This window comes from Streptomyces sp. NPDC086554, from assembly GCF_040686095.1.
Classification (GTDB): domain Bacteria; phylum Actinomycetota; class Actinomycetes; order Streptomycetales; family Streptomycetaceae; genus Streptomyces.
In genome coordinates, this window is record NZ_JBFBJK010000011.1 from 145,033 (window position 1) to 164,880 (window position 19,848).

Sequence of the window (19,848 nt, forward strand, 5' to 3'; positions counted from 1 at the left end):
CCCTATGTCAGGTCTCGGGCTCCGCGACGCGCTCCCCGGGCGCCGCACCAGCCCTCGATCGCTTGACGATCCACGTGACGACAACGGCAGCCAGGACGAGACCGTAGATCGTCAACTGCTGCCAGAACGGCAGGAACCGGAGCAGCACCAGCCGGACCACCAGCTCGAGCAGGAACTCCCCCCGGCCCGAAGCCAGCGTCACCCCACTCGCGGCCGCGGACACCACGCTTTCCATGGACGACACACTCCCCCCCCCGATCAGTCCGGAACGGAGTGGATCTTAGCGCCCGTCGAGCGCGTGTTCCCCTGCCTTCCGCATCACGTCGAGCGGCGCCGGAGACCGCCCCGTCATCTGCTCGACCTGCAGCACCGCCTGGTGCACCAGGAGGTCGAGCCCGCTGACGACCGCCCCGCCGTACCCCGACCAGCGGGCCGCGAGCGCGGTGGGCCACGGGTCGTACAGCACGTCGAAGAGGGTGGCGGGCCGCTCGGGCACGGCCTTCGAGAGCGCGTCGGTCGTGCCCGCCGGAGTCGTGGCGATCACCAGGGGCGCGCTCAGCGCGCGCTCGGCGTCCGCCCAGTCCGCCGTCCGCACCTCCACGTCGAGCCGCTCGCCCCACTGCCGCATCTCGGCGGCGCGCGCCTCACTGCGTACGTACGCGACGACCTCGCCCGTACAGATCCTCGCGAGCGCTGCCAGTGCGGACGACGCGGTGGCGCCCGCGCCGAGGATCGCGGCGGACTCGACCTGCTCGATGCCGCGTTCGCGCAGGGCGGCGACCATGCCGGGGATGTCGGTGTTGTCCCCGACGCGTCGGCCGTCGTCCGTGCAGATGACCGTGTTCACCGCCTCGACGGAGGCCGCGGTCTCGCTGATCTCGTCGAGCAGCGGGATCACCGCGCGCTTGAGCGGCATCGTCAGGGACAGACCGGCCCACTCGGGGCCGAGCCCGGCGATGAAGCCGGGCAGCGCCGCCTCGTCGACGTCGAACAGGTCATACGTCCAGTCGACCAGACCCAGCTCCCCGTATGCGGCGCGGTGCAGCACCGGGGAGAGGGAATGGGCGATGGGGGAGCCGAGGACGGCGGCTCGGCGCTGAGTACTCATCACCCGGAATTCTTCTTCTGTTCCTCGAGGTACTTCTGACGGTTGACTTCGTGCTGCTCATTCGTCTCGGCGAACAGCGTTCTATCCGCGTTGATCGAGACGAAGTAGTACCAATTCCCCTGGGCCGGGTTGAGCGCGGACTTGAGCGCCACATCGCCGGGGTTCCCGATCGGCCCGGGGGGCAGGCCCTTGATCTTGTAGGTGTTGTACGGGTCGTTGAACTTGCGCAGATCGTCGACCGTGCCGGTGTCCAGCGTGCTCTCGGCCTTTGCGTAGTTCACCGTCGAGTCGAAGTCGAGGAGCCCGTACGTCTCGGTGTTGTCCGGCTTGAGGCGGTTGTAGACGACCGTCGCGACCTTCTCGAAGTCGTGCTTGTACTTGCCTTCGGCCTGGACGAGACTCGCCACCGTGAGGACCTGGAGCGGGTCCTTCAGGTTGAGCTCGTCGGCCTTCGACTTGAGACCCAACTCGTCGTACTTCACGCTGGCTTGGGCCACCATCTTCTTGAGGACGGCCTCCGGCTTCTGACCCTTGGCGACCGGATAGCTGGACGGGTACAGGAAGCCTTCGAGCGGGTCCTTGATGTCCTTGTTCGTGTTCGCCCAGTCCGGGAGCCCGAGGCTCTTCCATTCCTTCTTGGCGACCTTCTCGGTGGTGCCCTTGTCGATATCGAGACGGTCGTCGATCTGCTTGTAGACCCAGGAATTCCGCCTACCCTCAGGAATGATGAGGTTATTCCTGCTCGTCGGGCTCAGCATCAATTCGACGGCGCTCTTCGCCGACATTTCCTTCTTCAGGACATAGACGCCCTCCTGAATCGACTCGCCCTTGGGGTTCTGCGCCTGCGCAGACACAAAGGCGTCCACGCTCTTGACGACCCCGGCGTCCTTCAGTTTCTGGCCGATCACATAGCCGCCGGAACCCTTGGGGATTTCCACAGTGGCGGTTCCGGTTCCCTCGCCCGAGTAATCGGGCGACGTACCGAATCGGTCCTGATAGAACTGATAGCCGAAATAGCCGACTCCGCCGAGACCGCCGGCGAAGACCAGCGTCACGACCAGGCAGGCGCAGCCGCTGCGGCGCTTCTTCGGCTTCTTGCCGCCCCGGCCGCCCCGACGGTCCCCGCGGCCGCCCTTGCGACCCGGCTCATCGTCGTACTCGTCGTCATCGTCGTCGGCGCCCGAGAAGAAGGCGTGCTCGCCCTGATCGGGGCCCGGATCCCAGTCCGGCTCCGGCTCGGGGGCCGGGCGGCGGCGGTGCGGCGGCTCCGGCGGCGGGTACGCGTCGGGGGTGCCGTAGTAGTCGGCGCTCTCCCCGGCGTAGCCACCCGGCTGACCGCCGTAGGGGTCCACCGGATCGCCGCCGTACGGGACCTGACCCTGCCGGCCGGTGTCCCAGCCGCCGTTGTACTGCTGCTGCCCGCCGGTGCTGTCGTATTGCTGGTGTGCACCGGTGCCGTTGTACTGCTGCTGACCGTAGGCCTGCTGCTGGCCCGTGCTCCAGTCGTCGTACTGGGCCTGCTGGGGGTGCTGCTGAGGCTGATGCGGCTGCTGCGGGTGGTACTGCCCCTGGCCGCCGTAGGTGGACGGGCCGCCCGCGGGCGCCTGTCCTCCCCATCCGCCGTCCCCGTACAACGGGTCCTCCGGATGCCACGGTTCGGAGCCTGGGCCCCGGCCATACTCAGTCATCGATCCCCTACAAGCCGCGAGGCGGGGCCGCCGACTGGATAGGAGGGCAACCGTTCCGCCTCTTGATGCTGTGCGGCAGCTGTTCGAACGCCGCCGCATCGCGCGGAACGTTACCGTATCGCGATCAGATGACCACTTCGACGCCCTCGCCCGGAGCTTTACCTGACGCCCGTTCGGACTCCAGGGCCTGCTGAAGGATGATGACGGCGGCCGCCTGATCGATGACAGACCTGCCCTTTTTGGACTTCACGCCCGAGGCGCGCAGGCCCTGACTCGCCGTCACTGTGGTCATCCTCTCGTCCAGGAGGCGCACCGGTACGGGTGCCACCAGGCGGGCGAGGTCCTGGGTGAAGGCGCGGACCTTGACGGCCGCCGGGCCCTCGCCCCCCTTGAGGGAGCGAGGGAGGCCGACGACGATCTCGATCGGCTCGTACTCGTCGACGAGCTGCTTCAACCGGCGCTGGGCGGCCGGGACATCGCGCCCCGGCACGGTCTCCACCGGAGTGGCGAGGATCCCGTCGGGGTCGCACGATGCGACCCCGATGCGAGCGTCACCGACGTCGATCGCGAGGCGTCGGCCCCGGCGCATGCCGCCCGTCGATTCGGACATCAGGCCGTCTCGGTGACGAGGCGCTCGACGGAGGCCATGGCGTCGCCGATGGCGGCCGGGTTCTGGCCGCCGCCCTGGGCGACGTCCGGCTTGCCGCCGCCACCGCCGCCGAGGGTCTTGGCGGCCGTACGGACCAGGTCGCCGGCCTTGAGACCGCGCTCGCGGGCGGCCTCGTTGGTGGCGATGACCGTCAGCGGGCGGCCGTTGGCCGTGGTGAACAGGGCGACGACGGCCGGGCGGTCGCCCGGGATGCGGCCGCGCACGTCGAGGACCAGCTTGCGCAGGTCGTCGGCGCCCGTGCCGTCCGGCACCTGGCCGGTGACCAGGGCGACGCCGCGTACGTCCTTGGCGGAGTCGACGAGACCGGCGGCGGCCGCGAGGACCTTCTCCGCGCGGAACTTCTCGATCTCCTTCTCGGCGTCCTTGAGCTTGCCGAGCATGGCGGAGACCTTCTCGGGCAGCTCCTCGGGACGGCCCTTGATCAGCTCCTGGAGCTGGGCGACGACCGTGTGCTCCTTGGCGAGGAAGTTGTACGCGTCGACACCGACCAGGGCCTCGATGCGGCGCACGCCGGAGCCGATGGAGGACTCGCCGAGCAGCTTCACCAGGCCGAGCTGGGCGGTGTTGTGGACGTGCGTGCCGCCGCACAGCTCCTTGGAGAAGTCGCCGATGGTGACGACGCGCACGCGCTCGCCGTACTTCTCGCCGAACTCGGCGATGGCGCCCTGCTTCTTGGCGTCGTCGATCGACATGACCTCGGCCTGCACGTCGAGTTCACGCGAAAGCACTTCGTTGATCTTCTGCTCGACGTCCGTCATGACCACCGTGGGCACGGCGGACGGGGAGCCGAAGTCGAAGCGGAAACGGCCGGGCTGGTTCTCCGAACCGGCCTGGGCGGCCGTGGGGCCGAGCGCGTCGCGCAGCGCCTGGTGCGTGAGGTGCGTGGCGGAGTGGGCGCGGGCGATGGCATTGCGGCGGTGCCTGTCGATCGAGGCCCAGACCTGGTCGCCGACGGTGATCTCGCCGACCTGGACGACACCCTTGTGGACGTGCACGCCGGGGACCGGCTTCTGTACGTCGCGGATCTCGACGACGGCGCCGTTGTCGAGCCGGATGCGGCCGGAGTCGGCGATCTGGCCGCCGCCCTCGGCGTAGAAGGGGGTGCGGTCGAGGACGACCTCGACCTCGTCGCCCTCGCGGGCGGCCGGGGACGAGACGCCGTCGACCAGGAGGCCCACGATCACGGCCTCGTTCTCCGTGAGGGTGTAGCCGGTGAAGTCGGTGGCGCCGGAGGCGTCGGCGATCTCGCGGTAGGCGCCGAGGTCGGCGTGACCGGTCTTCTTGGCCTGGGCGTCGGCCTTGGCGCGCTCCCGCTGCTCCTTCATCAGGCGCCGGAAGCCGTCCTCGTCCACGGAGAGGCCCTGTTCGGCGGCCATCTCCAGGGTGAGGTCGATCGGGAAGCCCCACGTGTCGTGCAGCAGGAAGGCCTTGTCGCCGGCGAGGACCTTGCCGCCGGCGGCCTTGGTCTCGGTGACGGCGGTGTCGAGGATGTTCGTGCCGCCCTTGAGGGCCTTGAGGAAGGCGGCCTCTTCGGCGAGGGCGACGGTCTCGATGCGCTTGCGGTCGGTCTCCAGCTCGGGGTACTGGGGCGACATGGTCTTGATGACCGTGTCGACGAGCTCGGAGGCGACCGGGCCCGTGGCGCCGAGCAGGCGCATGTTGCGGATGGCGCGGCGCATGATGCGGCGCAGGACGTACCCGCGGCCCTCGTTGCCGGGCGTCACGCCGTCGCCGATGAGCATGACCGACGTACGCATGTGGTCCGAGACCACGCGGAGCGAGACGTCGCTGGTGTGGGCGGCGCCGTAGCGGACGCCGGTCAGCTCGGTGGCCTTGTCGATCACGACACGGGAGGTGTCGATCTCGTACATGTTCTGCACGCCCTGCAGGATCATGGCGAGACGCTCGAGGCCGAGGCCGGTGTCGATGTTCTTGCTGGGCAGCTCGCCGAGGATCTCGAAGTCCTCCTTCGAGGTGCCCTCGCCGCGCTCGTACTGCATGAAGACCAGGTTCCAGATCTCCACGTAGCGCTCGTCGTTGACGGCCGGGCCGCCCTCGACGCCGAACTCGGGGCCGCGGTCGTAGTTGATCTCGGAGCAGGGGCCACAGGGTCCGGGGACGCCCATGGACCAGTAGTTGTCCTTCTTGCCCAGGCGCTGGATGCGCTCGGCGGGGACGCCGACCTTCTCGCGCCAGATCGTCTCGGCCTCGTCGTCGTCGAGGTAGACCGTCACCCAGAGGCGCTCGGGGTCCAGGCCGTAGCCACCGTCCGCCACGGAGCTGGTGAGCAGCTCCCAGGCGTACTTGATGGCGCCTTCCTTGAAGTAGTCGCCGAAGGAGAAGTTGCCGCACATCTGGAAGAACGTGCCGTGCCGGGTGGTCTTGCCGACCTCTTCGATGTCCGGCGTACGCACGCACTTCTGCACGCTCGTGGCGCGCGAGAACTGCGGCTTGACCTCACCCAGGAAGTAGGGCTTGAAGGGCACCATGCCGGCCGGGACGAGGAGCAGAGTCGGGTCGTCCGCGATGAGCGACGCCGAAGGGACGACGGTGTGCCCGCGCTCCTCGAAGAAGCTCAGCCAGCGGCGACGAATTTCAGCCGACTCCATCAGTGGTCCTCATTCCGGTTGTACGAGAACTTCGTGTTCTCGGTGTTCTCGATGCCCTTGACGGACTTCGTGTTCTTGTCGCTGTGGTTCTCGATGACCGCGAAGCGGCGCTGCGCGGGGAGTTCGGCGTCGGGGTGGTGGTTCAGGCCCAGCGCCTCGCCGAGTTCGGACTCGCGCTCGACCATGCCGTCCCGGACGTCGAGTGCGAAGTCCTTCAAGCGGTGGCCGGTCTCGATCGCCTTGTTCGCGGCCTGCGCGGCGAGGCTCTCGGGGGTCAGCTTCTTGAGCTTGCGGTTGACCTTGGTGGTGGCCCACACACCGGCAGCGGCGCCCGCGGTGAACCAGAACGTACGGCGGAACATCGCTGCGTCAGTCCTTCTTCCGCTTGCCCCGTCGCCGCGCGGAGGGCACCGTGCGGCCCACGATCACGGTACGTCGGGCGGGCGCCGGGGGCACATTGTTTGATTCGGGTCCTGCCTTGCGGCCCAGGGCCCTGCGCACCCCGTAGCCGAACGCCGCGACCTTGACGAGGGGCCCGCCGAAGGTGGAGGCCACCGTCGTGGAGAGCGCGGACGCGTTCGACGTCACTTCCTGGACGTCGGACGCGATGGCGTCGACCCGGTCGATCTGGGTCTGCGCGGAGCGCACGGCGGTGGAGGCGTCCGCGAGGAGCGGGACGGCCTGCTCGGTCACTTCCGCGACGAGCTTGGTGGTCGCCCTGAGCGTCTGGGCCAGCCTCACCAGCACCACCGCCAGGAAGGAGACCAGGATCGCCCAGAAGACGGCCACGAGGATCCCGGCCACCTCTCCACCGGACACTGTGCACCGCTCCCTGAACATCGGCCCTGAACATCGAAAAGTCGTCCCCCGACCCTATCGCGCCGGGGCGACGGCTCCGCACCGCATTACCGCGTACGGTCAAGGGAGTTGCGCGAACCGATTGTACTGACTGCTTACGGATGAGTACGCTCCGTATCTCATGCGACGTGATCAGCGCCCAGTCGACCGCCGGCACGTTTCTCCTGCCGCCGCGGCGCGAACCGGCAACCTCCCCCTGGAGCTCAACGCCTTCATCGGCAGGTCGGCCGAACTCACGGATCTCGCCTCCGCGTTGGCGGCCGGACGCCTGGTCACGGTGACCGGTGTCGGCGGGGTCGGCAAGTCGCGGCTCGCCGCCAGGGCAGCCGCGGACGCCGGGCCGCGCGACGGTGCCTGGCTGGTGGAGCTCGCCGCCGTACGCGACCCGGATCTGGTGGAGCACGCGGTCGCCGACGCGCTGCGCCTCACCGACCACACGCATCGGCCGCCGCGCCAGGTGCTGCTCGACCATCTCGCGGAGCGGGACGTCCTGCTCGTCATCGACGGGTTCGAGCACCTGGTGGACGCCTGCGCCTCGCTGGTGCGGGATCTGCTGGTGCGCTCCCCCGGCCTGCGGGTCCTCGCGGTGGGGCGCCGGCCGCTGGACACCGGCGGCGAGCGAATCTTCCCGCTGGCGCCGCTGCCCACCGCGGACGCGGCCGCGCTCTTCGCCGACCGGGCGGCGGGCCTCGCCGGCTTCACGCTGAACGAGGAGAACGGCGCCGACGTGGCGGAGCTGTGCCGCCGCCTCGACGGGATCCCGCTGGCCGTCGAGCTGGCGGCCGGGCGGCTGCGGTCACTGGCGCCCGCGCAACTGCTCGATCGGCTCGACGACCGGTTCGGGCTGCTCACGGGGACCCGGCGGGACGCACCGCCCCGGCACCAGACGCTGCGTACGGCCATCGGCTGGAGCCATGAGCTCTGCACGGCCGACGAGCGGCTGCTGTGGTCGCGGCTCTCGGTGTTCTGCGGCCCCTTCGACCTGGAGGCGGCCGAGTACATCTGCAGCGGCGACGGGCTGCGCTCCGACGACGTCCTCGACGTGCTCGGCGAGCTGCTCGCGCAGTCCGTGGTGACCCGCGAGGAAGGACCGGCGGGTGTGCGCTACCGCATGCTCGACACGGTCCGGGCGTACGGCGCCGAGTGGCTGGCGGCGACGGGCGACGACGCCCGGATGCGGCGCCGCCACCGCGACTGGTACATGGGGCTCGCCACCTGGTGCGAGCTGGACTGGTTCTCCCCCAGGCAGGCGCGGGTCGCCGCCCTCGTCGACTGCGAACTGCCCAATCTGCGGGGCGCGTTGGAGTACTGCCTGACCGAGCCGGACGAGACGCATCTGGGCCAGTACCTGGCGGGCAGCCTGTGGTTCTACTGGGTCGGCTGCGGACGCCTCGCGGAGGGCAGGCACTGGCTGGACCGCGCCCTCGAGCTGGACGGCGGCCATGACGACTCGCGGCTGAAGGCGCTGTGGGTCCTCGGCTATGTGGCGGTCCTGCAGGGCGACACGGTCGCCGCGCTCGCCGCGCTGCAGGAGTGCAGGGACGAGGCGGAACGTACCGGCAGCGCCGTCGCCGCCGCGTACGCCGTGCACCGCATCGGGTGCCTCGCGCTCCTCGGCGACGATATGCCGCGCGCGGAAACCTTGCTGCGCTCGGCTCTCGACCAGTACCGCGAGATCGGCGAGCTGAACAGCAATGTCCTGATGGGCCAGGTCGAGCTGGCGATGGCGCTGGCCTTCCGGGGCGATCTCGCCGACGCGGTCGAGCTGTGCGAGGACGTGCGTCGGGTCTGCGAGGACCACGGCGAGCGCTGGACTCTCGCGTACGCCCTGTATGTACTCGGCTTCGCGGCCTGGACGCGCGGCGACGCGGACACCGCCCGTGACCTGGTGAAGCGGTGCCTGGCCCTGGACCATGCCTTCCACGATCTGCTGGGCTCGGTGCTCGCGATCGAGCTGCTCGCCCTGTTCACCGTGGCGGACGGCGATCCCGCCGAGGCGGCGCTGCTGCAGGGCGCCGCGTCCCGCATCTGGCCTTCGGTGGGCCAGCCGCTGTTCGGCTCCGAGTACTTCGGCGGACCGCATGTGCTGTGCGAGTCGCAGGCCAGGGAGCAGCTGGGCGACGCACGCTACGAGGAGTGCCGGGACGCAGGGTCGCGGCTCACGCCCGACGCGGCGGTGGCGCGGGCCCTCGGCAGCGGCACCGAGCACGCAAAAACCCGCCGCCTGCCCGCCCACGAGGGGCGGACGGGCGACGGGTTGAAGCAGGGAGAGCTACGTCCGGGTCAGCGGGCGTAGTACTCGACGACGAGCTGCTCGTCGCAGATCACGGGGATCTCCTTGCGGTTCGGGTCACGGTCCAGACGGAAGGCCAGGGCCTTCAGGTTGACCTGGAGGTAACGCGGGGTCTCGCCGTCGGGGGCGAAGCCACCCTCACGCGCGACCTGGAACAGCGGCTTCTCGCGGCTGCGCTCGCGGATCATCACGACGTCGTCGGGACGGACGCGGAACGACGGCTTGTCGACCTTGCCGCCGTTGACCTCGACGTGGCCGTGGCTGACCATCTGACGGGCCTGGTAGATCGTGCGGGCGATGCCCGAACGCAGAACCAGGGCGTCGAGACGACGCTCCAGCTCGATGACCAGGGCCTCACCGGTCTTGCCTTCGGCCTTCTTGGCGCGGTCGTAGGCACGGGCCATCTGCTTCTCGCTGATGTCGTACTGCGCGCGCAGACGCTGCTTCTCGAGCAGACGGACCTTGTAGTCCGAGTTCTGCTTGCGCCCACGGCCGTGCTCGCCCGGCGGGTAGGGACGGGCCTCGAAGTACTTGACGGCCTTCGGGGTCAGCGCGATGCCGAGGGCACGCGACTTCTTGACCTTGGGGCGGGACTGGTTCGGCATGAACCAACCTCTCTGTTCTCTGTGAATACGGCTTCACCAGGGTTAAGGGAGGTCGCAATCCGCAGCCTGGGAAACCCATCGGATCCGGTGGATCTGGATCCGGCGGGCAGCCGCTCCCTGGTCTGGGCACATACGTGCAGCACGCGAGTGGCCCACCGACCGTTTCCCGGAGTACGGGATGGTGGTGGGCTGCCCGCGACACCTTCGACGGTGCGCGACGCTCCTGGAGATTCCTGGACCGTGAGGTCCGGGGCTCCGGCTGGATGTCCCGTTCTGGTGGTGCCGGCAGAAGACCGGACACGGGACGCAGCACTGCGGGCAAGTGTACCGGGTGGGCGCGGGTGCCTCAGCCGCAGGGCACGGGACCTGGCCAGGCCTCGGGCTGCACCTGGCTAAGCCTCGGGCTGCTCGCCCTTGAGGCGGGCGCGGACCCGGTCGACCACGTCGGCGTACCGCGCCTCTCCGCCGTACCTCGTGGGCTGGTAGTAGCGCTTGCCCTCGATGGCGTCCGGCGCGTACTGCTGGGCCGCGATGCCGCCCGGTACGTCGTGCGGATACACATAGCCCTGGGCGTGGCCGAGCTTGGCCGCGCCCTTGTAGTGGCCGTCGCGCAGATGGGGCGGGACGGGTCCGGCGAGGCCCGCGCGGACGTCCGCCTGGGCCTGCTGTATCGCGATCGTCGCGGCGTTCGACTTCGGGGCGAGGGCGAGGGCGATCGTCGCGTGGCTGAGGGTGAGCGCGGCTTCCGGGAAGCCGATCATGGCCACGGCCTGGGCGGCGGCAACCGCCGTGGGCAGGGCCGTGGGGTCGGCGAGGCCGATGTCCTCGCTTGCGGAGATCATCAGGCGCCGTGCGATGAAGCGGGGGTCCTCGCCCGCCTCGATCATGCGGGCCAGATAGTGCAGCGCCGCGTCCACGTCCGAGCCGCGGATGGACTTGATCAGGGCGCTCGCGACGTCGTAGTGCTGGTCGCCGTCGCGGTCGTACTTCACTGCGGCCCGGTCGACCGACTCCTCCAGGGTCTGAAGGGTGATCTCCTTCTCGCCCTTGGCGAGGGCCGATCCGGCGCCCGCCTCCAGCGCGGTGAGCGCGCGCCGGGCGTCGCCGCCGGCGATGCGCAGCAGATGCGCCTCGGCCTCGTCGGGCAGCGTGACGGCGTCGCCGAGGCCCCGCTCGGCGCTGAGCGCCCGGCGCAGCAGGCCGCGCAGGTCGTCGTCGGTGAGCGGTTCGAGGGTGAGGAGCAGGGAGCGCGAGAGCAGCGGGGAGATGATCGAGAAGTACGGGTTCTCGGTGGTCGCCGCGATCAGCGTGACCCAGCGGTTCTCGACCGCCGGGAGCAGGGAGTCCTGCTGGGCCTTGCTGAAGCGGTGGATCTCGTCGAGGAAGAGGACGGTCTCCTTGCCGTGGCCGCCCATCGCCCTGCGGGCGCCGTCGATGACGGCGCGCACTTCCTTGACGCCCGCGGTGATCGCGGAGAGCTCGACGAAGCGCTTGTTCGTGGCCTTCGATACGACGTACGCAAGGGTCGTCTTGCCGATGCCGGGCGGGCCCCACAGGAACACCGATGAGGGTCCTGCCGGGCCTCCCCCGCCCTCGCCGACCAGGCGGCGCAGAGGGGAGCCCGGCTTCAGCAGGTGCTGCTGGCCGACGACTTCGTCGAGGGTGCGCGGGCGCATCCGGACGGCCAGGGGACTGCTGGACGGGTCCTTCTCCTGGCGGTCTTCGGCTGCGGCGGTGAACAGGTCGGGCTCCACGTCCAGAACCCTATGTCACCCCACTGACAATCCCTCCGGGCGCCGGTCAGGCCCAGAGGTCGGCGCCCCAGCGCGTGAGGATCAGCATCGCGATGACGCCGGTGTGCATCACCGGCAGGGCCCAGCTGAAGTCCTCGAAGAAGCTCTTGACCCAGCCCGGTGCGGGCAGGAAGCCATTGCGGACATTGAAGGACGTGACGTACCAGAACATCAGCAGCGTGGCGACCCAGGCCAGGCAGCACCACAGGCAGAGCGCGTTGATCTCGTACAGCGACTGGATCATCAGCCAGGTGCAGAATCCGACGCCGAAGAGCATGCCGGCGTTCATGGTCAGCCAGTACCAGCGCGGGAAGCGGGCCCCGGCGAGCAGGCTCATGCCGACGCCGATGACGATGGCGTAGGTGACAAGGCCCAGCATCGGGTTGGGGAACCCGAAGGCCTCGGCCTGCTCGCTCTTCATGATGCTGCCGCAGGCGACGATGGGGTTGATGCTGCAGCCCGGCGTGAAGTTCGGGTCCTTCAGGAGCTCGAACTTGTCGATGGTGATCACCCAGGAGGCGAGCAGACCGGCCGCGCCCGTGATCACCAGGAGCAGGGCGAGCGCACGGCTCCCGCCGGCGGCACCCGGAACGTCCGTCCGCTCCCCGCCGTCCAGGGCATCGTCCTTCGCTGACATCGTTTCGCTCATCACGCCGTTCCGTCGCTTGTGGGTGGCCTGCGGGCACGCACATTGTGCCGCACTCGACCGGGTGTCCACCGTTCGATGGACATAAGGAGGTACGCACGGAGGTCCCTGAGCGTTCGGTCGGCCGGGACGCTCGACCCGGGCGTGGAGGTGGTCGCCCTGCGCTCCTGCCAGGAAGCCGTCGCCAACGTACGCAAGCACGCGGGGCCCGGCGCATCTGCTGCGGGTCTTCGGGAAGTTGGGGGTTGATGACCGGACGGCGGCGGTGACGCATGCGCTGCGGCAGGGGTTGCTGGAGTGAGGTGCTCGAACGCCGGACGGGCTGAATTTTCAGCCCGTCCGGCGTTTGAGGAGCGGGGTCTTGCGACCCCGCGTTCAGCTCAGCCTGGACTTCAGCTCCGCCACGATCTCGTCCACCGCGACAGCACTCTGCTCCCCGGACTCCATGTCCTTGAGCTGCACCACGCCCTCGGCGAGATCCCGCTCACCGGCGACGACCGTGAAGCGCGCGCCCGAGCGGTTGGCGTTCTTCATCGCGCCCTTGAGCCCCTTCCCGCCGTACGAGAAGTCCGCCGCGACGCCCGCCCTGCGCAGCTCCGTCACCTTGGAGAACAGGACCCGACGCGCTTCCTCGCCCAGCGGCACCGCGAACACACTGGTCGCCGATGGCAGTTCGAGCTCCACACCCTCCGCCTCCAGGGCGAGAACCGTGCGGTCCACGCCGAGCGCCCAGCCGACGGACGGCAGCGAGGGGCCGCCGATCATCTCGGACAGTCCGTCGTAGCGGCCGCCGCCGCCCACCGCGGACTGCGAGCCCAGGCCGTCGTGGACGAACTCGAAGGTCGTGCGCGTGTAGTAGTCCAGGCCGCGGACCAGCTTCGGGTCGTCCTCGTACGCGACGCCCTCCGCCGCCAGGAGCTCGCGCACCTGCTCGTGGTACGCCTTGCACCCGTCGCACAGGTAGTCGCGCAGCATCGGGGCGCCGACCAGCTGCTTCTGGACGTCGTCACGCTTGTCGTCCAGGACGCGCAGCGGGTTGATGTCGATACGTCGACGTGTCTCCTCGTCCAGGTCGAGCGCGCGCAGGAAGTCCTGCAGCGCGGCGCGGTAGACGGGGCGGCACTCCTTGTCGCCGAGCGAGTTGAGGAGAATGCGGAACTGGCGCAGGCCGAGCGCGCGGTACGCCTGGTCGGCGAGGATGATCAACTCGGCGTCCAGGGCCGGGTCCTCGGCGCCGATCGCCTCGGCGCCGACCTGCGAGAAGTGCCTGTAGCGGCCCTTCTGCGGGCGCTCGTAGCGGTAGTACGAGCCGGAGTACCAGAGCTTGACGGGGAGGTTGCCCGCCTTGTGCAGGTTGGCCTCCAGGGCCGCGCGCAGCACGGACGCGGTGCCCTCGGGGCGCAGCGCGAGCTGGTCGCCGCCCTTGGTCTCGAAGGCGTACATCTCCTTGGAGACGATGTCGGTGGACTCGCCGACGCCCCGCGAGAACAGCTCTACGTTCTCGAAACCGGGCGTCTCCACATAGCCGTACCCGGAGTTCCGCAGCGGCGCGGCGATCGCCTCGCGGACCGCGAGGTACTTCGCGGAGTCCGGCGGAAGCAGGTCGTAGGTGCCCTTGGGGGCCTTGAAGGTGCTCACGGGAGTTCTCGTCACATTCCTCGTCGGGGAGCCGCGTCGGCTCCCAGGCCGGCGGCCACCTGGCGCAGATACGGGTTGGTGGCGCGCTCACGGCCAATGGTCGTGTGCTCGTTGTGACCGGGCAGGACCACGGTCGAGTCGTCGAGCGGCAGGCACACACGCGCCAGCGACTCGAGGATCTCGGTGTGCGATCCGCCGGGCAGGTCGGTGCGTCCGATGGAGCCGGCGAAGAGCAGGTCGCCCGAGAAGAACACCGAGGGGCCCTCGGCGGACTCGGGGAGCTGGAAGGTCACCGACCCCTTCGTATGGCCCGGCGCGTGCGCGACGGAGAAGTCGAGTCCTGCCAGCTTCAGCTGCGCGCCGTCGCTCAGCTCCCTGAGGTCGGCGGGCTCCCCCACGGTCAGCTCGCCCATCAGCTGCGCCCCGAAGGCACGGCCTATGGCCTTCTCCGGGTCGCTGAGCATGTACCGGTCGTCCGGGTGGATCCACGCGGGTACGTCATTGGCTCCGCAGACCGGGACGACCGAGGCGACATGGTCGATGTGGCCATGGGTGAGGATGACCGCGACGGGCTTGAGCCGATGCTTCTTGAGTGCGTCCTCGACTCCCTGGGCGGCCTGGTGGCCCGGGTCGATGATCACGCACTCCTCGCCTGCGGCGGGGGCGACCAAGTAGCAGTTGGTCCCCCAGGCCCCGGCGGGAAACCCGGCAATGAGCACGATCGTCCTTCGTTCGTCGTCCGGCGGAGGTGACCGCGCGGATCGCGGCAGATCAGAGCCTACCGGCGCTGCCGATTCCACAGGTAACCCATATACGGTACGGGGCACACAGAGCGGTCCCCACACAGGTCCACGCAGAGGAGAGAGAACCCGGTGGTCAGCAACGATCAGCGGCGGCGTCAGCTCGCCCGGGAGAAGTTCTTGCGGCAGCAGCAGCGCCGGGAGGCCGCGCGGCGCAGGGCGCGGATGCGCAACGCGGTGATCGCATCGGCGCTCGCGGTGGTCGTGGCCGGCGGCGCGGTGTCGTACGCGGCGGGAGCCTTCGACGACGACGGCAAGCCGAAGGACGAGGCGAGCGCGAGCCCCACCAAGCAGCCGGACCCCTGCGAGAAGCCCGCGGGCGGCAAGGTGAAGCCGCTGAGCTTCGAGAAGGAGCCGAAGCTCACGATCGACAAGTCGGCCGAGTACACGATGAAGCTGGACACCACCTGCGGCGCCATCGACCTGAACCTGTCGGCGGCGAAGGCCCCGCACACGGTCAACTCCTTCAACTTCCTGGTGAACAAGGGCTACCTGGACCACACCAAGTGCCACCGGCTCACCGCGGGCGGCATCTTCGTCCTGCAGTGCGGCGACCCGAAGGGCACCGGCGAGGGCGGCCCCGGCTACTCGATCCCCGACGAGAACCTCAAGGACAAGAGCCTGAAGGGGAACGTGTATCCGGCGGGCACGGTCGCGATGGCGAACCAGTACAACGCCCAGGAGAAGAAGGGCCGGGACACCGGAGGCAGCCAGTTCTTCCTGGTCTACCAGGACAGTCAGCTGCCGCCCGACTACACACCGTTCGGGACCATTTCCGATTCCGGGATGAAGGTGCTCAAGAAGATCGCCGACGCCGGGGAGAGCACCGGGCAGGGTGACGGCGCACCGAACGCAACGGTCGTCATCGATAAGGCGACCGTGTCGAAATCCTGACCGCCTGCGGGCAAACTTCGGACGCGCGGGATGCGGACAGCCGCCCCGCCGGTCGCCTATGTTGGCGGTGACGAAACTGTGGACGATGCCGGGGGCCCCGAGGCCCTGCGCAGGCATCATGTGGAGGAGGCGCTGTGAGCAGCGACCCGTGGGGCCGCGTCGACGAGACGGGGACCGTGTATGTGCGCAAGGCCGACGGCAGCGAGCGCGAGGTCGGTTCGTGGAAAGCGGGGTCGCCTGACGAGGCGCTCGCCTACTTCGAGCGCAAGTACGACGGTCTGGTCGTCGAGATCGGACTTCTCGAGCGCCGGGTGAAGACGACCGACCTGTCGGCCAAGGACGCCATGACCGCCATCGACCATCTGCGCCAGCAGGTGGACGAGGCGCACGCGGTCGGCGATCTGGACGCCTTGAGCACGCGCCTGGACAAGCTCGTCGAGACCGTCGAGGCGCGCCGCGAGGAGCGCAAGGTCCAGAAGGCCAAGCAGTCGGACGAGGCGCGGCACGCCAAGGAAGCACTGGTCGTCGAGGCCGAGGAGCTCGCGCAGAGCGAGCAGTGGCGGGCGGCGGGCGAACGCCTGCGCGCCCTGGTGGACACCTGGAAGGGTCTGCCGCGCCTCGACCGCAAGTCGGACGACGAGCTGTGGCACCGCTTCTCGCACGCCCGCTCGGCGTTCTCCAAGCGCCGCAAGGCCCACTTCGCCTCGCTGGACGCCCAGCGCGAGGAGGCCCGCAAGACCAAGGAGCGTCTGGTCGGCGAGGCCGAGGCGCTCTCCGGGTCGACCGACTGGGGTCCGACGGCCGCGCGGTACCGCGATCTGATGACCGAGTGGAAGGCCGCGGGCCGCGCCCAGCGCGAGCACGAGGACGATCTGTGGAACCGCTTCCGCGGCGCCCAGGACGTGTTCTTCGCGGCGCGCAGCGCGGTCTTCGCCGAGCGGGACGCCGAGCAGACGGAGAACCTGAAGCTGAAGGAGGAGCTGGCCGAGGAGGCCGAGAAGCTCGTCCCGGTGACGGACCTCAAGTCGGCGCGTGCGGCCTTCCGTTCGATCAACGAGCGGTGGGAGGCCATCGGCCACGTCCCGCGCGACGCGCGGCCGAAGGTCGAGGGCCGGATGCACGCGGTGGAGCGGGCCCTGCAGGACTCCGAGGAGGCCGAGTGGCGCCGTACGAACCCTGAGGCACGCGCGCGTGCCGAGGGTCTCACCGGCCAGCTGCAGGCGGCAGTCGACAAGCTGACCGACCAGATCGAGAAGGCTCGCGCCGCGGGCAACAACGCCAAGGCCGACAAGCTCCAGCGGGAGCTCGACGGCCGCCAGGCGCTGCTCGACCAGGCGCTGAAGGGCCTGCACGAGTTCGGCGGCTGAGTTTTTCACTGTCTACGTAGAGGGGCTCCCGTACGCGATGTACGGGAGCCCCTCTACGTAGTGGACCGTTTATGGTCTGCGCGCCGAGGTCACGCGGTAGACGTCGTAGACACCCTCGACTCCCCTGACCGCCTTGAGCACATGGCCCAGGTGCTTGGGGTCGCCCATCTCGAAGGTGAAGCGGGACGTGGCGACGCGGTCGCGGGAGGTCTGGACGGCCGCGGACAGGATGTTCACGTGCTGGTCCGAGAGGATGCGCGTGACGTCCGAGAGCAGCCGCGAGCGGTCGAGGGCCTCCACCTGGATGGCGACCAGGAAGACCGACGACTGGGTGGGCGCCCACTCGACCTCGAGGATCCGCTCGGGCTCGCGCGAGAGCGAATCGACGTTGACGCAGTCGCTGCGGTGAACCGATACGCCGCTGCCGCGCGTGACGAAGCCGATGATGGGGTCGCCAGGGACGGGCGTACAGCAGCGGGCCAGCTTGACCCAGACGTCCTCGACGCCCTTGACCACCACACCCGGGTCGGCGTTGGCCCGGCGCTTGCTGCGGCCGCGGGCGGGCGGCGCGCTCTCGGCGATGTCCTCGTTGGCGGCCTCCTCGCCGCCGAGCGCCTGGACGAGTTTCTGCACGACGGACTGCGCGGTGACATGGCCCTCGCCGATCGCCGCGTACAGCGAGGAGATGTCGGGGTAGCGCATCTCGTGGGCGAGGGTGACCAGTGAGTCCCCGGTGAGGATCCGCTGGATCGGCAGGTTCTGCTTGCGCATGGCCCGCGCGATGGCGTCCTTGCCCTGCTCGATGGCCTCCTCGCGGCGCTCCTTGGAGAACCACGCACGGATCTTGTTGCGCGCCCGCGGCGACTTGACGAAGCCGAGCCAGTCGCGGGACGGGCCCGCGCCGGCCGCCTTGGAGGTGAAGACCTCCACCAAGTCGCCGTTGTCCAGGGTCGATTCGAGCGGCACGAGCCGTCCGTTGACCCGCGCTCCTATGGTGCGGTGGCCGACCTCGGTGTGGACCGCGTACGAGAAGTCGACGGGGGTCGCGCCCGCCGGGAGCGCTATGACGTCGCCCTTCGGCGTGAACACGAAGACCTCGTTGCGCGACAGGTCGAAGCGCAGCGACTCAAGGAACTCGCTGGGGTCCTCGGTCTCCTTCTGCCAGTCGAGGAGCTGGCGCAGCCACGCCATGTCGTTGAGGTGGTCGTCCTTGCCACCGGCCTTCTTCGGTACGTCGGTACGCACCTTGGAGGCGCCGGCGACGGCCTCCTGCTTGTACTTCCAGTGCGCGGCGATGCCGTACTCGGCGCGGCGGTGCATGTCGAACGTACGGATCTGGAGCTCGACGGGCTTGCCGTTCGGGCCGATCACCGTCGTGTGCAGCGACTGGTACATGTTGAACTTGGGCATCGCGATGTAGTCCTTGAACCGGCCGGGGACCGGATTCCATCGCGCGTGCACGGTGCCGAGGGCGGCGTAGCAGTCCCTGACCGTGTCGACCAGGACACGGATGCCCACCAGGTCATAGATCTCGGCGAAGTCGCGGCCTCGCACAATCATCTTCTGGTAGACGCTGTAGTAGTGCTTCGGCCGACCGGTGACCGTGGCTTTGATGCGGGCGGCGCGCAGGTCGGCCTGGACCTCGTCGGTCACTATGGCCAGGTACTCGTCACGCTTCGGGGCGCGCTCGGCCACCAGGCGCACGATCTCGTCGTACATCTTGGGGTAGAGGATCGCGAAGGCGAGGTCCTCCAGCTCCCACTTGATGGTGTTCATGCCCAGGCGGTGCGCCAGCGGAGCGTAGATCTCCAGCGTCTCGCGGGCCTTCTTCTCCTGCTTCTCGCGCTTCAGATACCGCATCGTGCGCATGTTGTGCAGGCGGTCGGCGAGCTTGATGACCAGGACGCGGGGGTCCTTGGCCATGGCGACGACCATCTTGCGCACGGTCTCGGCCTGCGCGGCCTCGCCGAACTTGACCTTGTCGAGCTTGGTGACGCCGTCGACGAGCAGCGCGACCTGGTCGCCGAAGTCCCGCTTGAGGGTGTCGAGGCCGTACTCGGTGTCCTCGACGGTGTCGTGCAGCAGACCCGCCATGAGCGTGGCCGGGTCCATGCCGAGCTCGGCGAGGATGGTCGTCACGGCGAGCGGGTGCGTGATGTACGGGTCGCCGCTCTTGCGCTTCTGGCCGCGGTGCCAGCGCTCGGCGACCTGGTAGGCCTTCTCGATCTGGCGCAGCGTGGCCGTCTCGATCTTGGGGTCGTTGCTGCGCACTATCCGCAGCAGTGGCTCCAGGACCGGGTTGTACGGGTTCGAGCGCTGGACGCCGAGGCGGGCCAGGCGGGCGCGGACGCGGTTGGAGGAGCCGGAGCGCTCGTTCTTGGCCGCCGTGGGGCGGATCGCCGGGGGCGTGCTGCCGGGGCGGACCTCGGTGGGGGGCTTGGGGCGCGGCTGGTCGGCGGGCCTGTCGCCCTTGGCGCTGCCGCCGGGCGTGCTCGGTGCGGGCTTGGTGCTGGGGGCCGCGCTCTCCGACTGCTTCGCGGGCGTCGCGCTCTGCGCGGTCTTCGCGGGCGTCGCGTTCTGCGCGGGCGCGGCAGAGCTCGCCGCCGCGCGCTCGGCCTGCTCTGCGGCCTTCGCGGCGGTGAGTGCCTTGGACTCGTCTGGCAAGAGCGCTCCCTGTGCGCGATCCGGGTCCCCCGGTCAGGCCCCGAAGAGCCCATGGTATCGATCCTGGACCTTCGGCTCGCCCTCAGCCCGTGAGACAGGTCTCAACGGGAGAAACACCTGAGGTTCTCCACACGGCGAACCCGAGGCCTCTACGGGGGAAACACCCGAGGCGGGCACCGGATTCCTCCGGGCCCGCCTCGGGGTGTGCGTGGTGC

16 protein-coding genes and 1 pseudogene are annotated in these 19,848 nt (G+C 69.5%); 4 read left to right on the forward strand and 13 right to left on the reverse strand.

All coding sequences use genetic code 11. The features are described 5' to 3' along the window. Nucleotides 1-7: 7 nt before the first annotated feature. The 7 genes from AB0O76_RS19970 to AB0O76_RS20000 all read right to left on the reverse strand — a co-directional run bounded on the left by AB0O76_RS19970 (nucleotide 8) and on the right by AB0O76_RS20000 (nucleotide 6,894). Nucleotides 8-235: a hypothetical protein gene (locus AB0O76_RS19970; RefSeq protein ID WP_365492699.1), complete on the reverse strand. Its 228-nt coding sequence runs from the start codon at nucleotides 233-235 to the stop codon at nucleotides 8-10. A gap of 45 nt (nucleotides 236-280) precedes the next feature. After that, complete coding sequence (locus AB0O76_RS19975) at nucleotides 281-1,108, reverse strand: shikimate dehydrogenase (protein ID WP_365492702.1); 828 nt, start codon at nucleotides 1,106-1,108, stop codon at nucleotides 281-283. Then, nucleotides 1,108-2,796 (reverse strand): endolytic transglycosylase MltG, encoded by a 1,689-nt coding sequence (mltG, locus tag AB0O76_RS19980; protein ID WP_365492705.1) that lies wholly within the window; start codon nucleotides 2,794-2,796, stop codon nucleotides 1,108-1,110. The genes AB0O76_RS19975 and mltG overlap by 1 nt, the downstream gene beginning before the upstream one ends. A gap of 124 nt (nucleotides 2,797-2,920) precedes the next feature. Next, nucleotides 2,921-3,385 (reverse strand): Holliday junction resolvase RuvX, encoded by a 465-nt coding sequence (gene ruvX / locus AB0O76_RS19985; protein WP_365493108.1) that lies wholly within the window; start codon nucleotides 3,383-3,385, stop codon nucleotides 2,921-2,923. A 20-nt stretch (nucleotides 3,386-3,405) separates the two neighbouring features. Next, entirely contained in the window at nucleotides 3,406-6,075 is a 2,670-nt protein-coding gene (alaS, locus tag AB0O76_RS19990; RefSeq protein ID WP_365492707.1) for an alanine--tRNA ligase, read from the reverse strand. Continuing rightward, nucleotides 6,075-6,437: a DUF6167 family protein gene (locus AB0O76_RS19995; protein WP_365492710.1), complete on the reverse strand. Its 363-nt coding sequence runs from the start codon at nucleotides 6,435-6,437 to the stop codon at nucleotides 6,075-6,077. Before AB0O76_RS19995 ends, alaS begins: the two co-directional genes overlap by 1 nt. A gap of 7 nt (nucleotides 6,438-6,444) precedes the next feature. Next, nucleotides 6,445-6,894: a DUF948 domain-containing protein gene (locus AB0O76_RS20000; RefSeq protein ID WP_135330894.1), complete on the reverse strand. Its 450-nt coding sequence runs from the start codon at nucleotides 6,892-6,894 to the stop codon at nucleotides 6,445-6,447. Between the two features lie 160 nt (nucleotides 6,895-7,054). On the opposite strand from AB0O76_RS20000, the gene AB0O76_RS20005 reads away from it, so the two are divergent. After that, nucleotides 7,055-9,229 (forward strand): tetratricopeptide repeat protein, encoded by a 2,175-nt coding sequence (locus AB0O76_RS20005; RefSeq protein WP_365492713.1) that lies wholly within the window; start codon nucleotides 7,055-7,057, stop codon nucleotides 9,227-9,229. On the opposite strand, the gene rpsD is transcribed toward AB0O76_RS20005, so the two are convergent. The 3 genes from rpsD to AB0O76_RS20020 all read right to left on the reverse strand — a co-directional run bounded on the left by rpsD (nucleotide 9,217) and on the right by AB0O76_RS20020 (nucleotide 12,261). Then, entirely contained in the window at nucleotides 9,217-9,831 is a 615-nt protein-coding gene (gene rpsD, locus AB0O76_RS20010; protein ID WP_135330893.1) for a 30S ribosomal protein S4, read from the reverse strand. The genes AB0O76_RS20005 and rpsD overlap by 13 nt on opposite strands. 392 nt (nucleotides 9,832-10,223) lie before the next feature. Continuing rightward, the gene (locus AB0O76_RS20015) at nucleotides 10,224-11,585 is read right to left on the reverse strand and encodes a replication-associated recombination protein A (RefSeq protein WP_365492717.1); all 1,362 of its coding nucleotides are present in this window, start codon (nucleotides 11,583-11,585) and stop codon (nucleotides 10,224-10,226) included. 46 nt (nucleotides 11,586-11,631) lie between these two features. Further along, nucleotides 11,632-12,261: a vitamin K epoxide reductase family protein gene (locus AB0O76_RS20020; RefSeq protein ID WP_365493111.1), complete on the reverse strand. Its 630-nt coding sequence runs from the start codon at nucleotides 12,259-12,261 to the stop codon at nucleotides 11,632-11,634. Nucleotides 12,262-12,484: 223 nt separating this feature from the next. Here AB0O76_RS20020 and AB0O76_RS20025 point away from each other — a divergent pair. After that, nucleotides 12,485-12,571: pseudogene (locus tag AB0O76_RS20025) on the forward strand (DNA-binding response regulator); the annotation flags it as partial. Between the two features lie 74 nt (nucleotides 12,572-12,645). Here AB0O76_RS20025 and hisS read toward each other — a convergent pair. Further along, the gene (gene hisS, locus AB0O76_RS20030; protein ID WP_365492720.1) at nucleotides 12,646-13,908 is read right to left on the reverse strand and encodes a histidine--tRNA ligase; all 1,263 of its coding nucleotides are present in this window, start codon (nucleotides 13,906-13,908) and stop codon (nucleotides 12,646-12,648) included. Between the two features lie 11 nt (nucleotides 13,909-13,919). After that, complete coding sequence (locus AB0O76_RS20035; protein ID WP_365492723.1) at nucleotides 13,920-14,627, reverse strand: MBL fold metallo-hydrolase; 708 nt, start codon at nucleotides 14,625-14,627, stop codon at nucleotides 13,920-13,922. 153 nt (nucleotides 14,628-14,780) lie between these two features. On the opposite strand from AB0O76_RS20035, the gene AB0O76_RS20040 reads away from it, so the two are divergent. Both AB0O76_RS20040 and AB0O76_RS20045 read left to right on the forward strand, forming a co-directional pair. Next, nucleotides 14,781-15,602, forward strand: a complete 822-nt coding sequence (locus tag AB0O76_RS20040) for a peptidylprolyl isomerase (protein WP_365492726.1) — start codon at nucleotides 14,781-14,783, stop codon at nucleotides 15,600-15,602. 134 nt (nucleotides 15,603-15,736) lie between these two features. Next, a complete protein-coding gene (locus AB0O76_RS20045) occupies nucleotides 15,737-16,969 on the forward strand; it encodes a DUF349 domain-containing protein (protein WP_365492729.1) in 1,233 nt (410 codons plus the stop codon). Between the two features lie 69 nt (nucleotides 16,970-17,038). Here AB0O76_RS20045 and AB0O76_RS20050 read toward each other — a convergent pair whose 3' ends face one another. Next, complete coding sequence (locus AB0O76_RS20050; protein WP_365492731.1) at nucleotides 17,039-19,633, reverse strand: RelA/SpoT family protein; 2,595 nt, start codon at nucleotides 19,631-19,633, stop codon at nucleotides 17,039-17,041. Nucleotides 19,634-19,848 lie beyond the last annotated feature (215 nt).

Coding starts and splice junctions, on each gene's coding strand:
- mltG (WP_365492705.1), bottom strand. CDS start 2,796: ATGACTGAGTATGGCCGGGGCCCAGGCTCCGAACCGTGGCATCCGGAG.
- AB0O76_RS20020 (WP_365493111.1), bottom strand. CDS start 12,261: ATGTCAGCGAAGGACGATGCCCTGGACGGCGGGGAGCGGACGGACGTT.
- AB0O76_RS19995 (WP_365492710.1), bottom strand. CDS start 6,437: ATGTTCCGCCGTACGTTCTGGTTCACCGCGGGCGCCGCTGCCGGTGTG.
- alaS (WP_365492707.1), bottom strand. CDS start 6,075: ATGGAGTCGGCTGAAATTCGTCGCCGCTGGCTGAGCTTCTTCGAGGAG.
- ruvX (WP_365493108.1), bottom strand. CDS start 3,385: ATGCGCCGGGGCCGACGCCTCGCGATCGACGTCGGTGACGCTCGCATC.
- AB0O76_RS19975 (WP_365492702.1), bottom strand. CDS start 1,108: ATGAGTACTCAGCGCCGAGCCGCCGTCCTCGGCTCCCCCATCGCCCAT.
- AB0O76_RS20005 (WP_365492713.1), top strand. CDS start 7,055: ATGCGACGTGATCAGCGCCCAGTCGACCGCCGGCACGTTTCTCCTGCC.
- AB0O76_RS19970 (WP_365492699.1), bottom strand. CDS start 235: ATGGAAAGCGTGGTGTCCGCGGCCGCGAGTGGGGTGACGCTGGCTTCG.
- rpsD (WP_135330893.1), bottom strand. CDS start 9,831: ATGCCGAACCAGTCCCGCCCCAAGGTCAAGAAGTCGCGTGCCCTCGGC.